We start from the raw sequence: 13,746 nt of genomic DNA, 5'->3' as shown, positions 1-13,746 counted from the left end.
CAGTGCGCTCACGTCAGGAAACGATATGCCGCTGAACAAACCTATCGATATGCATGCGGTACAGGTCTTCGTCGCGGTCGCGGAAGAGGGAAGCATGTCCGCTGCAGCGACGAGGATGGGCATATCGCAGTCCGGCGTATCGCAGATCATCCGGCAGCTTGAAGAAGAATTGGGCGTCGTGCTCGTCAACCGGACGACGCGGCCGATGGCGTTGACGCCCTTTGGCATCGCGCTCAGAAATCGCGGTGCGGTGCTGAGCGAGGAAATCGCCAATCTCAAGGCACAAGTCGTCGAAGCAGGGCGAGGCATCAAACCCGACTTGCGCATCGGACTGGTCGACTCGTTCGCATCCACATGCGGTTCGGTCTTTACGAAGAAGCTGCTGGGCAAGGTGTCGCAACTGTCGATCCGGACAGGGCTGAGCCCGCAGCAGGGCGAGGCGCTGCTGCGGCGCGATCTGGATCTGATCGTGACGAGCGATCCGCTGATCGACGCGAACGACGTCGTCCGGTATCGGCTGTTCTCCGAGCGGTACTTCGTGATAACGCCGAAAAACCTCGGCATGCCGGTGAAGACCATCGACGACCTGAGGACGCTGATCAACAGCTTGCCGATCGTCAGGTTCAACCGGACGTCGCAGGTCGGCATGCAGATCGAGCGATATTTGCGGCGCATCGAGATCCGCGCACCGAACCGGCTCGAACTGGACAACGCCGATGCGTTGACGTCGATGGTTGCGGAAGGGATCGGCTGGGCGATTACGTCGCCGATGTGCCATCTGCAGGGCGTGACGCATGCGGGCAACGTGGCCACGCATGTCATCGAGACGCTGGGCCTGGAGCGCTCGCTGTACCTCGTGGCGCGGCGGGACGAATACAACGTTTTCTTCGACGACGCCTGCGAGACGGCGCGCGAAGTGATCGAGACTTCATTCCTGCCGAGGCTGACGGCGCTCGGCGGGGACATTGAAAAACTTATTACCGTTGGCGGAAGGAATCTCTATGAATAAGCTTGCTCAGGGCGAGGCCCGCATCGAACGCGATTACGTCGGCGAGGTCACCATTCCGGGCGACCGACTGTACGGCGTGAACACGGTTCGCGGAGTCGACAACCTCACGGTCTCGCCGTTGAATATCGCCTCTTATCCGGCGTTTCGCGATGCGTTTGCACAGGTCAAATGGGCGGCGGCACTGGCCAACCGCGACAACGACGTCATTACCCGCGAGCAATGCGAGGCGATCGTTGCGGCCTGCAAGGAAGTGATCGAAGGGCAGTTCGATTCATCGCTCGTCGTCGATCTGATGGAAGGTTCGGGTGGCACATCGACCAACATGAACTTCAACGAGGTCATCGCGAACCGTGCGCAACAGATTCTTGGGCATGCTGCCGGAAACTACGAGGTCGTTCATCCAAACGACCATGTGAACCGCTCGCAATCGACGAACGATGCGTATCCTGCCGCGCTGAAGATCGCCACGCACGCGATGCTCGGCGCGCTCATCGGCGAGGTCGGGCAACTCGCGGCGCTTTTCAGCAGCAAGGCCACCGAGTTTGCCGATGTGCTGCACCTGGGCCGCACCTGTCTTCAGGATGCGCAGCCGATGCGCCTCGGCCAGCTCTTCGGAGGCTATGCGTCGCTGACCGAACGGCTCGCAGAGGAACTGGTCGCGGTGCGCGACAAACTGCGAACGCTTCCGCTCGGCGGCACGGCGATCGGCACCGGCTTCGGTGCACCTGGGGGTTATCGCGCGGCGGTTTATTCGCATCTGCAAAGTGTCACCGGCGTTGGATATCAGGCACCGGAAAATCCGTTCGATGCGATGCAGAACATGGACGTGTTCTCGCGCGTCTCGGCAGAACTCCGCACCTGCGCGGTATCGCTTGCGAAGATCGCTTCTGACCTGACCGTACTGTCGTCCGGTCCTGTCGGCGGACTCGGCGAACTGACTTTGCCCGAAGCACAGGCAGGTTCTTCGATCATGCCGGGCAAGGTCAATCCCGTGCTGCCGATGGCGATGATCCAGCTGAGCTTCGCGGTTGTCGGCAACGACGTCGCCGTCGCTCAGGCTGTCCAGTACGGCGAACTGGAAATCAATCACTTCGAGCCTGTGGTCGCCTCACGCGTGTTCGACAGCATTGCGCTGTTGACCAACGGCATTCAGCGCTTCGGCGACAAATGCGTGAAGGGCATCAAGGCGGACATCGCGCGCAACGAGAAGCATCTGATGGAGTCGATGGCTGTCGCCACGGCGCTGGTTCCGAAGATTGGTTATGCTCGCGTGAGCAAGCTGGCGCGGCAATCGGTGGCGGAAGGCCGTCCGCTGATCACGATTCTCGACGAGTCGGGACTGCTCTCCCGAGAGGAAACCGTTGAGGCGATCCGCAAGGCTTCGCGCCCTGTGTTCGACGCCTGACTCTCCGGCGGGCGAGAACGGGCTTCGGAATGTTTCCGGGGCCGCTCCGCTCGCCAATCACGATATACGACAGCATGCTTGGAAAAAACGAAGTACTGAAGCTCCTTGAAGAACGGGAGATTCCGTTTTATTGCGAGGAACACGACTCGGTACTCAACATGGCCGAGTCCGGAAAGCTTGCGCTTTCCGTCGAGGGCGCGCGCTGCAAGAACCTGCTGCTGCAGGACAAGAAGGGGCAGTACTTCCTGATCGTCACAACCGCTGCGAAGTCGCTTGATCTGGTCGGTCTGTCCCAGACGCTCGGCAGCAAACGTCTGTCGTTCGCGTCTGCGGACACGCTCTTCGCGTTGCTCGGCATCCGTACGGGCTCTTTGAGTCCGCTCGCACTGGTTAATGACGAAGCGAAACAGGTGCGACTCGTCATCGACGCTGAGCTGGCCCGCGAAGAAACATTCCTGTTTCATCCACTCGAGAACAATGCGAGCGTATCGCTTTCCAGAAGTGCTCTGGATGGCTTTCTTCGCAGCATCGTACACCTTGCGGACTGGCTTCCCCTCGCTGCGAGAAGAGATTGAGCTCGTTGCTCACGTTGACGTCAGCTTCCGCTGTCGTCTCTTATCAGGGGCAACTCGCCAAGCTGCATGGAGTCGAGATCGAGACGGGACAAGCGGCCACAAACGGCCGTTCGACACCGGCGGCTCGATCGTCGACACCCATTAGCGGACCCGGTGTCAAGCGAGCAAACAATCTCCTCGGCCAGGTGAGCGGCCGATGTCGCTTCTACTGATCGAAGGCAGTAGCCAATCGCACCCGTTTCTTCGCTTCGTGGCTGCGACGGATCGCGCCAGACACCCATCAGGATCAAGCGATCGGCGTGCAGCGGTTGCCTGTCGCCCTGGTGGCTCTGCCACCCCAGAAGAACTTTGGTGCCGCAACGCGTCCATCGGGTTCGCACAATACTCGTGGTTGCCAAACGTCCGGCACCAATCCAGGGCTGGCTCGTGTTGCAGGCGATCCGCTTTGCTGTACTTCGGGGACGGCGGCACGACATCCCATTCAATCTCGGTGGCTTCTGGCCCAGTCAACGATAAGGGCTTGCCGGTCGCCGTCGTAACGCTTATGCGAAGCAGCGAGTCACATCAAATGGTTTGCGCTCCTTCAGCATGTGGAAACACGCGCGGGCCAGCTTGTGAGCCAGAGCCTTGCGAGCGAGCACTGAATTCGTCCTCGCTTTCTTGCGTTCGTAGAACCGCCGGGCTTCGGTGCTAAAGTGCATCGCGAAGTTGGCCGCCTCGATGAATGCCCAGCACAGGTATGGATTTCCGTTCCTGGTATTGCCTTCGCCCTTTTTCTTGCCGTTGCTCATGCGCTGGCTGTCCACGCACCGTGCGTAAGAAGCGAAGTTTCCAGCGTTGGCGAAACGATCGATGGTTCCGGTTTCGAGCATGATCACGGTGGCGAGCGTCTGGCCGATGCCGGGCACCGTGGTCAGCAAGACATAGTCGGGATGTCGCGCGACTTCCTTCCGGAGACGCCTTTCGACGATAGCAATCTGATCGCGAAGCGTCGTGATGACCGCGATGTTCGCGCGGACCGCGAGCGCCACATTGTCGGGCAGGCCCATCTGATTGACAGCATGTTCGTCGAGTCGCTTGACCTGATTACTCGTGATTCGCGTGCCATACTGACGCGCTGTAATGTTCTCGACGGCGAGAATGTGACTGGTGCAGCTGCGTACCAGCTGCATTCGCTTGCGTGCCAGGTCTCGTACCTCACGGAGTCTCGCCGGCAGGATGGTGCCCACCGGAAGGATCCCCAGGCGTAGCAGGTGGGCCAGGTAACGCGCGTCGGTCTCGTCGCCACTATGTTTGAGCCCGTCGTATTTTTTGATCGCGGTGGTGTTGGCGAGATGAACCACGTAGCCGGCCGTCTGCAGGCCGTCGACAAGCCAGTACCAGTTGAACGTGGATTCGACCACGACCCCGGCCATCCCGGCTCGCCATGGGGCAAGGAAAGCCAGGATCTTCGTCAGGTCGTTCGGCAGGCGTTTTTCGGCGACCACGCGGTCCGTTTCGTCGATCACGCTCACCACGCTATTGTTCGAATGCAGGTCAATGCCGCTATAGTTCATGATGACCTCCTTCTGGTTAAAGCTGTTTCGGCAAACTCACTTTAACCCCGTCGCCCGGCAGGGCGACGGCAGGGGTCCGCTAGATGATTTTCAATCCCATTCACTGGCTCGGGGCGAGAGATAAGGGTGAATCGATTGGGACGTGATTCAGCGCGTCAGGCTGGGAGTTCCCCTTCGCCTCGACGGGCAAGCGCTTCGAGCGCGAGTTCCGCCGTGCGGCTGATATGCGCGATCGACGCAGCAAATGCCGCCTCGCCATCGCGTCGCTCGATTGCATCGAGCATCCTGTTCATCTCGCGATTCGACTCGATGCTGCGCCCCGGCGTGGCGATCGTGAGCGCCCGCAAGCGATTGATCCGCGCATTCAACGACTTGACCACCGCGAGCGAGACAGTCTTCTGCGCGCCTTCGAATAGCGCGTCGTAGAAATGCTCTGTGTGGGCTAGCACGGCTGACAGGTCTTCCGCCTGGAACGCGGCCTCGATTTTCTTGCGGATGCCTCGCAACTGCTTCACGAGTTCGGGAGTCGACCGCCCGGCGCACGCGCGCGCCGCGTTCGCTTCCAGCAAACCGCGCAGCTCGTAAATCTCGCTAACCTGGGCAGGATTCAGTCGCGCGACGACGGGCCCCTGGCGGGCTGCTACGTCGACGAGTCCTTCAGTCTCCAGGTGTCGCAACACCTCGCGCACGATCGTTCGACTCACGCCCAGTTCGTCGCACAACGTGCGTTCAACCAGACGCGCGCCCGGCGGAAAGTAGCCTCGCACGATCGCGTCGCGCAGCTTGTCTAGGGTCAGTTCGCGAAGGGTTTTGGTCTCACGGACAACTTTAAGGTCTGACATATCGAGAAAAAGGTGGTCGAGTAATACCAAGCCACGGACTGGCCCGATGCGCATCATGCAGGGCCGTATTGTCTCCCATCCGTCAGTGTCCGCCATAGCCCCGCGACTCTCAGGCGCGCCGGCTCGTCCTCATCGCACCCCTACCAAAAGCCCTTCGTCAGATTATGGTATTCCATAATATTAACCGGCAGGCGACGCCTATACTATGGCATACCATAATCCTGTCGAAAGCGATTCGATCGCGGAAAGAGCGACGGGACGAGCGACCAGCACATCGGAGGACACCATGTCTGAGCAGACCATCGAACGGTTTTTTCCTGCTGCAGCGGGCGCGCGCGCCCAGGTCGGCGCGATTCTCGAACATCGCGACGGCCTTGTGCTCCTGGACACGGAAGACGGTTTGCAGCTGCCGACGGGCGTCAAGCTGCAGCCCGAGAGCGATTCGGGAAGCCTGCGCGGCGTGCTGGCGAAGCTCGGCCTGACGGCGCATCTCGACTTCATTTTCTCGGTCTTCGAGTCCGGCAACGGCCCGGCGTCGAGCGTCAGCGTCGTCTATCGAGGCCGCGTGAACAGCAGCCTCGCGGCGATGATGGACATGTCGATCCGCATCGTCCCGCTGTCGCGCATTCCATGGGGCGAACTGCGCGACGACACCGTGCGCACGATGCTTCAGCGCTATCTGCGCGAACGCAGCGAGGACGCGTTCGGCATCTATGTCGGCGACGCGCAGGCGGGAACCGTCCAGGCGCTCGCAGCAGTGCATTGACCCCAGCCACGATTCCGATTCACCACAAGCATTCAACGCAGCGCTACGCATCGAATTCAAGGAGACAGACATGACCCTCACACGCACGCTGAAGACCGCTCCGCTGATCGCGCTCTGCGCGACTGCCCTCACGGCGACGCCGGCGCTCGCTGCCGATCCCATCGTTTTCACGAGCTGGGGCGGCACGACGCAGTCTTCGCAGCAGAAGGACTGGGCGCAACCATTCACCCAGGCGACGGGCGTCAACGTGCTGATGGATGGCCCGACCGACTACGGCAAGCTCAAGGCGATGGTCGACAGCGGCAACGTGAACTGGGATGTCGTCGATGTCGAAGGCGACTTCGCGTATGCCGCGCAAAAAGCCGGGTTGATCGAGCCGATCGACTATTCCGTCGTGAAGAAGGACGAACTCGATCCGCGCTTCTCGGCGCCGGATGCGGTCGGCAGCTTCTATTACTCGTTCGTGCTCGGCTACAACAAGTCGAAGTACACGGGCGCGCAGCCGCAAAACTGGGCCGATCTGTTCGACACGAAGAAATTCCCCGGCAAGCGCACGTTCTACAAGTGGTCCGCACCCGGCGTGCTCGAAATCGCACTGCTCGCCGACGGCGTGCCCGCCGACAAGCTCTATCCGCTCGACCTCGATCGCGCGTTCAAGAAGCTCGACACGATCAAGGGCGACATCGTCTGGTGGAGCGGCGGCGCGCAATCGCAGCAATTACTGGCATCGGGCGAAGCGCCTGTCGGCATGTTCTGGAATGGCCGACTGCATGCGCTCGAACAGACGGGCGTACCCGTCGGCGTTTCATGGAACCAGAACCTGACGGCGGCCGACATGCTCGTGATTCCGAAGGGCGCGAAGCACAAGGCAGAAGCGATGAAGTTCCTCGCTGCCGCAACGAGTGCTCAGGCGCAGGCGAAGTTCGCGCAGAACACGGGCTACGCGCCGATCAACGTGAAGTCGGCTGCGCTGATGCCGCCCGCCGTCGCGAAGACGCTGCCCGATCAGTACAAGACTTCGCAGATCAATCTCGACATGAAGTACTGGGCTGACAACCGCGACGCGATCGCCAAGCGCTGGTACGCATGGCAGTCGAAATAAGCGTCAGCGGAAGGGTTCAAGCAGAAAGCGCATAGCAGTATCTGGAGACATGCAGGAGACACGATGCCTAACGTTCTAACGACCGTCGCGCATGCGCCGGTGACACCCACACGCCAGCGTCGCGACTGGCGCAACATTCGCCTGTTGATACCGGGCATCGTGCTGCTCGTGATCTTCTTCATGCTGCCCGTGTTGTCGCTGCTGCTGCGCAGCGTGCTGGATCCCACGCCGGGGCTGCACAACTATGCGCAGCTTCTCGGCTCGTCGACCTATCTGCGCGTGTTCGGCAACACGTTCCTCGTCGCGACGGTCGTGACCGTGGTGACGGTGGCGATCGGCTTTCCGACCGCGTGGCTGCTCGCCATCGCGCCGCGCAGGCTGACCTCGCTGCTGTTTTCGATTCTGCTGCTTTCGATGTGGACCAACCTGCTGGCGCGAACCTTCGCATGGATGGTTCTGCTTCAGGCGACGGGCCCGATCAACCGCATGCTGATGGCAATCGGTCTGATCAGCGAGCCGCTGGCGCTCGTCAACAACCTGGTCGGTGTGACGATCGGCATGACCTACATCATGTTGCCGTTTCTCGTGATGCCGCTGCATGCGACGCTGCGCAGCATCGATCCGTCGACACTGCGTGCCGCGGCCGTTTGCGGCGCGAGCCGCTGGCAGGCCTTCTGGCGCATCCTGGTGCCGCTCGCGATGCCGGGCATCGCATCGGGTGCGCTGATGGTGTTCGTGATGGCGCTCGGCTATTTCGTGACCCCGGCGCTGCTCGGCGGCGCGCAATACATGATGCTCGCCGAACTGATCGCACAGCTCGTGCAGCAGTTGCTGAACTGGGGTCTTGCAGGCGCAGCCGCGTTCGTGCTGCTCGCCGTGACGCTCGGGCTCTATGCGCTGCAACTGCGCTTCACCGGCGCACGCGCCACTAGCGGAGGTCTCTGAGATGTTGCTCGACTTCGACCGTCTTGGCGCGCTGCGCTGGGCGCTGCTCGCAATCGGCGGCGCCGTCGCGCTGTTCCTGCTGCTGCCGATTCTCTTCATCGTTGCGCTGTCGTTCGGTGATTCGCAATGGCTGATCTTTCCGCCGCCGGGCTGGACGCTGGAATGGTATCGCCAGCTGTTCACTGACCCGGGCTGGATCGATTCGCTGCTCACGAGCGCGAAGCTCGCCGTGATCGTCACGGTGCTGTCCGTGTTCATCGGCTTTCTTGCGTCGCTTGCACTGGTGCGCGGCAAGTTTCGCGGCCGCAACGTGGCGAAGGCGTTTTTCCTCACGCCGATGGTGCTGCCGGTGGTGGTGCTGGCCGTCGCGCTGTATGCGTTCTTTCTGCGCATCGGCCTGAACGGCACGATGACGGGCTTCGTGATCGGGCATCTGATCATCGCGTTGCCGTTCTCGATCATTTCCATCAGCAACTCGCTGTCGAGCTTCGACACGGCGCTCGAAGATGCCGCGCTGATTTGCGGCGCATCGCCGCTCGAAGTGAAGCTGCGCGTGACCCTGCCTGCGATCCGGCTCGGCCTGTTCGCGGCAGCCATCTTCGCGTTCCTTGCGTCGTGGGACGAGGTGGTCGTGTCGATCTTCATGTCGAGCCCGACCTTGCAGACGTTGCCCGTACGCATCTGGGCGACGCTGCGGCAAGACCTGACGCCCGTCGTCGCGGCAGCGTCCTCGCTGCTCGTCGGACTGACAACCATTTTGATGTTGGCGGGCGCGGTTCTGCGTCGCGCACGCTAATCGATGTAATGAGTGAGGTGAACGAGATGACTGCATTCCTCCAAATCCAGCGCCTGCGCAAGACCTACGACGACGTCGTCGCCATCGATAACGTTTCGCTCGACGTGCGCAAAGGCGAGTTCATGACTTTCCTCGGGCCGTCGGGTTCGGGCAAGAGCACGACGCTCTATATCGTCGCGGGCTTCCAGGAGCCGACGGAAGGGCGCGTGCTGCTCGACGGCAAACCGCTGCTGTCGGTGGCGCCGAACAAGCGCAACATCGGTATGGTGTTCCAGCGCTACACACTGTTTCCGCATCTGACCGTCGGGCAGAACGTGGCCTTCCCGTTGCGGGTCCGCCGCCGTCCCGAGGCTGAAATCGCCAAGAAGGTCGAGCAGATGCTCGCGCTGGTTCATCTGTCGGAGTTCCGCGACCGCATGCCTGCCCAATTGTCGGGTGGCCAGCAGCAGCGCGTGGCCATCGCGCGTGCGCTGGCGTATGACCCGCCCGTGCTGCTGATGGACGAGCCGCTGTCCGCGCTCGACAAGAAGCTGCGCGAAGAGATTCAGCTCGAACTGCGCCGCATCCATCAGGAAACGGGCGTGACGATCCTCTATGTGACGCACGACCAGGAAGAGGCGCTGCGTCTATCGGATCGTATCGCCGTGTTCAACAAGGGCTGCATCGAACAATGTGGAACGGGCGAAGAACTTTATGCGAACCCGTCTTCGCGCTTCGTCGCCAACTTCATCGGTAACTCGAACTTCCTGCCGGTGCGCATCACCGCGCGCGACGCGGCCGAGGCGAGCGCCGTCTTTCCGAGCGGACATCAGGTCGTGGCCGCCGGCGATGCCGCGCTGCCCGTCGGCGGAGACGGCACGCTGATGGTACGCCCCGAGCAGATCCGCATTCGCGCGACGGAAGCGGAGAAGAACGCCGCGGGCTTGCCCGTGAAAGTGCGCGACATCACGTATCTCGGCGACGCGATGCACTACTCGGTGATGACGCCGTGGGAACAGGAGATGTCGGTGCGGATGCCCGCCGGCGACCATCGGGACAGCGGAATCGTCATCGGCACGCAGGCCTGGGTTCACTGGGACTCGCGCGATGTGCGGCTGTTCTCGCAGGCCTGACGGGACACAGCAATGGACGAGCCGACATCGTCATTGAAAGTCGAGCGTCGAACGACGACGCTCCGGGAGCTTGCGCTCGAGAAAATGCGCAGCGCGATTCTCGACGCGCGTTTCCAGCCGGGCGACCGGCTGGTCGAACGCACGCTGTGCGCGGAACTGGGCGTGAGCCGCACCGTCGTGCGCGAGGTGCTGCGCCATCTGGAGACGGAAGGGCTCGTCGATACCCTGCCGAATCAGGGGCCCATCGTCGCCGTGCTCGATATCGACACGGCAATCGAAATCTACGAGATTCGCGGGCTGCTGGAGGGCGAGGCGGCGTCCGCCTGTGCCCGGCACGCCGACGCGCAGACGATCGACCAACTGGAAGCGTGCATCAATCGCATCGAGCGAGCGTTTCATGATCAGGACTATCGCGAAGTCCGGGCGCTGACGACAGCCTTTTACGAGCGCATGTTCACGGCGGGACACAAACAGGTCGCATGGGAAATCGTGCAGTCGCTGATGGCGCGAATCAACCGTCTGCGAGCGTTGACCATCTCATCCAGTGATCGGGGCAGCCAGGCGGTGATGGAAATGCGTCAGGTGCTCGCCGCAATCAGGGCGAAGGACGAGGCCGCCGCACGCGACGCTGCCATCAGCCACATCAACCGCGTGCTGGAAATCGCGAGGAACCTGTTGCTCGACGGACAGCAACACCTGACGCTGAAACGCGCGGGCTGATGTCGCCATCCGATCGCACCACACTTATTTAGCAACCCTTGTAGGAAAGACTATGGAATTGGGAACCCGGTTGAAGGACCCGCTGCTGCTTCGACAACAGGCTTACGTCAACGGCGAATGGCAGAACGCCCTCAGCGCAGAGTCGTTCGAGGTTAACGATCCCGCGACGGGCGAGATCGTCGGCAATGTTCCTTTGATGGGCGCGCCGGAAACGCGTCAGGCAATCGACGCGGCGAACGCGGCCTGGCCCGCGTGGCGCAAGAAGACCGCGAAAGAGCGCGGCGCGATTCTGCGCAAATGGCACGATCTGATGATGGAAAACGCCGATGACCTCGCGCTGATCCTGTCGACCGAGCAAGGCAAGTCGCTCGCCGAGGCGCGCGGTGAAATCGGCTATGCGGCGTCGTTCTTCGAATGGTTCGCCGAAGAGGGCAAGCGCGTATACGGCGATACGATTCCGACGCCGGCGAGCGACAAGCGCATTGTTGTGGTGAAAGAGCCGATCGGTGTGTGCGCCGCGATCACGCCGTGGAATTTTCCGGCCGCGATGATCACGCGCAAGGTCGGTCCCGCGCTCGCGGCGGGCTGCACGATCGTCGTCAAGCCCGCCGAGGCCACACCGTTCTCCGCGCTGGCATTGGCGGTACTGGCCGAACGCGCGGGCGTGCCTGCTGGCGTGTTCAGCGTCGTGACGGGCGACCCGAAGGCGATCGGCGGCGAACTGACGTCGAACCCGGTCGTGCGCAAGCTGTCGTTCACGGGGTCGACCCAGGTCGGCCGAGTGCTGATGAGCCAGTGTGCTGCGACAGTCAAAAAGGTCTCGCTCGAACTCGGCGGTAACGCGCCGTTCATCGTGTTCGACGATGCGGACATCGATGCAGCCGTGCAAGGCGCCATCGCATCGAAGTATCGCAACAGCGGGCAAACGTGTGTCTGCACGAATCGCTTCTACGTGCACGACGCCGTGTATGACCAGTTCGCCGAGAAGCTCGCGGCCGCTGTCGACCGTCTGAAGGTCGGACGCGGCACCGAGCCCGATGTCGCGCAAGGGCCGCTCATCAACGAAGCGGCCGTGCAGAAGGTCGAAGCGCATATCGCCGATGCGCTCGCGAAAGGTGCATCCGTCGTCACGGGCGGCAAACGCCACGCGCTCGGCCACGGCTTTTTCGAACCGACGGTGCTTCGCGACGTGACGCCCGCGATGAAAGTCGCGAAGGACGAGACGTTCGGCCCGCTCGCGCCGCTCTTCAGATTCAGCAGCGACGACGAAGTGATCCGCTTCGCCAACGACACCGAGTTCGGCCTCGCCGCGTATTTCTATAGCCGCGACTTCGCTCGCGTCTGGAAGGTGGCGGAAGCGCTGGAGTACGGCATGGTCGGCGTGAACACGGGTCTGATCTCGAACGAGGTCGCGCCGTTCGGAGGCGTGAAGCAGTCGGGCATGGGACGCGAAGGTTCGCACTACGGCATCGACGATTACGTCGTTATCAAATATCTCTGCATGGCGGTTTGACCTGACATAACGCAGTGCAAAAGGGGGCGCTTGAACATGAGTACGTGGTCTTCCACTAACAATGAAACAGGCGCGCACCGTTTGCACGGCGCAGCGCCGGAAGAAAATGAAGCCGGCTCGGTCGCGATACCGCTGCCGGTGACGATACGCGTCGTCGCGATCTGTCTGGCGATGATCCTCGCCGAAGGTTACGACGTCGCGATATACGGCGCTGTGCTGCCGATGCTGACGCACGGCACGAACTGGTCTCTTTCGCCGTTCCAGTTGGGCGCAATCGCGAGCTGCTCGCTGGCGGGCATGATGATCGGTGCCATGTTCGCCGGTACGGTGAGCGACCTGGTTGGACGTCGCCGCGTGTTGCTCGGCAGCGTGGCGCTGTTCTCGGCGATGATGGGTGCGGCGGCACTCGCGCCTACGCCGATGGCGTTCGTCGTTGCGCGTGTAATTGGCGGGCTGGGACTGGGCGGTGTCGTGCCGACTGCGGCAGCGCTTACGGTCGAATACTCGCCGTCGCATCGTCGCTCGTTCAACTATGCGTTGATCTACACGGGTTATTCGCTAGGCGGCATTCTGGTCGCGCTGCTGGCGATCGCCTGGCTGCCGTCGCACGGCTGGCGATGGCTGTTCGGTCTCGGCGCGCTACCGCTGCTTCTGGTGTTCGCAGTGGGTCGTTCGTTGCCGGAGTCGCTCGATTTCCTGATCGCGAGGAAGCGCTTTGCCGAGGCGCGGTCGCTGGCGAGTGCGCTGCGAATCCGTCACACGGCGCTCGATAGCGAGCACGAAGAACAACAGCGTGTCACTCATCAACAACCTCATGCGCCGGTGCGCTCACTGTTCGATCGTCACTTCTTATTCGCCACGCTGGCATTCTGGCTCGCGATGTTCATGGGCCTGCTTCTGCTGTATGGCCTGAGCACGTGGCTGCCGCAACTGATGCGCAGGGCGGGCTATCCGCTCGGATCGAGTCTCGCGCTGCTCATGACGCTCAATCTCGCCGCCGCTGTGGGCTCACTCTTCGGCGGCGCGGTAGCTGACCGTGTCGGTTCGAAGCGGGTGGTGAGCGCGCTTTATCTGCTCGCGGCGGCGAGCCTGTGCGCGTTGCCACTGACACATGACGTCGTGCTGACGTACGTGCTGGTCGGGCTCGCGGGCGTGGGCGCGATCGGCAACACGATGCTGCTCGGCGCGTACATCACGCGGTACTACCCGGCCCGCAACCGGGCGACGGGAATCGGCTGGGCGCTTGGTATCGGGCGGTTTGGCGCGATCGCGGGACCGTTGATCGGCGGCGCTCTGGCGCAAGGCGGCGTGGCGCTCGAGTGGAACTTCTATGTCTTTGCGGCAGTGGGGCTGATGGCTGCCATTGCTGTGCTGCTGGTGCCGCGCCAACGCGCGGCGTAGCTTT

At 62.1% G+C, this 13,746-nt stretch carries 12 protein-coding genes and 1 pseudogene; 11 read left to right on the top strand and 2 right to left on the bottom strand.

Annotated features, from left to right (window positions below):
- The first annotated feature begins 25 nt into the window (after window positions 1-25).
- The 3 genes from QEN71_RS11745 (at window position 26) to QEN71_RS11735 (ending at window position 2,989) form a co-directional block, all read left to right on the top strand.
- On the top strand, window positions 26-1,009 hold the full coding sequence (locus tag QEN71_RS11745) for a LysR family transcriptional regulator (protein WP_201658179.1): 984 nt from the start codon (window positions 26-28) through the stop codon (window positions 1,007-1,009).
- Window positions 1,002-2,414, top strand: coding sequence for an aspartate ammonia-lyase (locus QEN71_RS11740; RefSeq protein WP_201658176.1), 1,413 nt, complete (start codon window positions 1,002-1,004; stop codon window positions 2,412-2,414). The genes QEN71_RS11745 and QEN71_RS11740 overlap by 8 nt, the downstream gene beginning before the upstream one ends.
- Before the next feature lie 74 nt (window positions 2,415-2,488).
- Window positions 2,489-2,989, top strand: a complete 501-nt coding sequence (locus QEN71_RS11735; RefSeq protein ID WP_201658173.1) for a prolyl-tRNA synthetase associated domain-containing protein — start codon at window positions 2,489-2,491, stop codon at window positions 2,987-2,989.
- A gap of 542 nt (window positions 2,990-3,531) precedes the next feature.
- Here QEN71_RS11735 and QEN71_RS11730 read toward each other — a convergent pair.
- Window positions 3,532-4,545, bottom strand: a complete 1,014-nt coding sequence (locus QEN71_RS11730; RefSeq protein WP_201663006.1) for an IS110 family RNA-guided transposase — start codon at window positions 4,543-4,545, stop codon at window positions 3,532-3,534.
- 155 nt (window positions 4,546-4,700) lie between these two features.
- Window positions 4,701-5,387 carry a GntR family transcriptional regulator gene (locus tag QEN71_RS11725; protein WP_201652459.1) on the bottom strand — a complete coding sequence of 229 codons (687 nt, stop codon included), beginning with the start codon at window positions 5,385-5,387 and terminating at the stop codon, window positions 4,701-4,703.
- 319 nt (window positions 5,388-5,706) lie between these two features.
- Between QEN71_RS11725 and QEN71_RS11720 the strand changes: the two are divergent.
- The 8 genes and pseudogenes from QEN71_RS11720 to QEN71_RS11685 form a co-directional block, all read left to right on the top strand.
- A pseudogene (locus QEN71_RS11720) lies at window positions 5,707-6,153 on the top strand (flavin reductase); the annotation flags it as partial.
- 70 nt (window positions 6,154-6,223) lie between these two features.
- The gene (locus QEN71_RS11715; protein WP_201652463.1) at window positions 6,224-7,255 is read left to right on the top strand and encodes an ABC transporter substrate-binding protein; all 1,032 of its coding nucleotides are present in this window, start codon (window positions 6,224-6,226) and stop codon (window positions 7,253-7,255) included.
- A gap of 63 nt (window positions 7,256-7,318) precedes the next feature.
- A complete protein-coding gene (locus tag QEN71_RS11710; protein ID WP_201652466.1) occupies window positions 7,319-8,200 on the top strand; it encodes an ABC transporter permease in 882 nt (293 codons plus the stop codon).
- Between the two features lies 1 nt (window position 8,201).
- The gene (locus tag QEN71_RS11705; RefSeq protein WP_201652469.1) at window positions 8,202-8,996 is read left to right on the top strand and encodes an ABC transporter permease; all 795 of its coding nucleotides are present in this window, start codon (window positions 8,202-8,204) and stop codon (window positions 8,994-8,996) included.
- Window positions 8,997-9,022: 26 nt separating this feature from the next.
- Entirely contained in the window at window positions 9,023-10,108 is a 1,086-nt protein-coding gene (locus QEN71_RS11700) for an ABC transporter ATP-binding protein (protein WP_147236564.1), read from the top strand.
- Window positions 10,109-10,120: 12 nt separating this feature from the next.
- Complete coding sequence (locus QEN71_RS11695; RefSeq protein WP_201652472.1) at window positions 10,121-10,828, top strand: GntR family transcriptional regulator; 708 nt, start codon at window positions 10,121-10,123, stop codon at window positions 10,826-10,828.
- 52 nt (window positions 10,829-10,880) lie between these two features.
- Window positions 10,881-12,341 (top strand): NADP-dependent succinate-semialdehyde dehydrogenase, encoded by a 1,461-nt coding sequence (gene gabD / locus QEN71_RS11690; RefSeq protein WP_201652475.1) that lies wholly within the window; start codon window positions 10,881-10,883, stop codon window positions 12,339-12,341.
- A gap of 36 nt (window positions 12,342-12,377) precedes the next feature.
- Window positions 12,378-13,742, top strand: a complete 1,365-nt coding sequence (locus tag QEN71_RS11685; RefSeq protein WP_201652478.1) for an MFS transporter — start codon at window positions 12,378-12,380, stop codon at window positions 13,740-13,742.
- Window positions 13,743-13,746: the final 4 nt, after the last annotated feature.

This window comes from Paraburkholderia sabiae (genome assembly GCF_030412785.1).
Lineage (GTDB): Bacteria > Pseudomonadota > Gammaproteobacteria > Burkholderiales > Burkholderiaceae > Paraburkholderia > Paraburkholderia sabiae.
Note: the sequence above shows the minus strand (reverse complement) of the source record. Positions and strands in the feature narration are given on the sequence as shown.

Excerpts from the sequence above, each read along its gene's own strand:
- QEN71_RS11745 (WP_201658179.1), top strand. The coding sequence starts at position 26 with ATGCCGCTGAACAAACCTATCGATATGCATGCGGTACAGGTCTTCGTC.
- QEN71_RS11740 (WP_201658176.1), top strand. The coding sequence starts at position 1,002 with ATGAATAAGCTTGCTCAGGGCGAGGCCCGCATCGAACGCGATTACGTC.
- QEN71_RS11735 (WP_201658173.1), top strand. The coding sequence starts at position 2,489 with ATGCTTGGAAAAAACGAAGTACTGAAGCTCCTTGAAGAACGGGAGATT.
- QEN71_RS11730 (WP_201663006.1), bottom strand. The coding sequence starts at position 4,545 with ATGAACTATAGCGGCATTGACCTGCATTCGAACAATAGCGTGGTGAGC.
- QEN71_RS11725 (WP_201652459.1), bottom strand. The coding sequence starts at position 5,387 with ATGTCAGACCTTAAAGTTGTCCGTGAGACCAAAACCCTTCGCGAACTG.
- QEN71_RS11715 (WP_201652463.1), top strand. The coding sequence starts at position 6,224 with ATGACCCTCACACGCACGCTGAAGACCGCTCCGCTGATCGCGCTCTGC.
- QEN71_RS11710 (WP_201652466.1), top strand. The coding sequence starts at position 7,319 with ATGCCTAACGTTCTAACGACCGTCGCGCATGCGCCGGTGACACCCACA.
- QEN71_RS11705 (WP_201652469.1), top strand. The coding sequence starts at position 8,202 with ATGTTGCTCGACTTCGACCGTCTTGGCGCGCTGCGCTGGGCGCTGCTC.
- QEN71_RS11700 (WP_147236564.1), top strand. The coding sequence starts at position 9,023 with ATGACTGCATTCCTCCAAATCCAGCGCCTGCGCAAGACCTACGACGAC.
- QEN71_RS11695 (WP_201652472.1), top strand. The coding sequence starts at position 10,121 with ATGGACGAGCCGACATCGTCATTGAAAGTCGAGCGTCGAACGACGACG.
- gabD (WP_201652475.1), top strand. The coding sequence starts at position 10,881 with ATGGAATTGGGAACCCGGTTGAAGGACCCGCTGCTGCTTCGACAACAG.
- QEN71_RS11685 (WP_201652478.1), top strand. The coding sequence starts at position 12,378 with ATGAGTACGTGGTCTTCCACTAACAATGAAACAGGCGCGCACCGTTTG.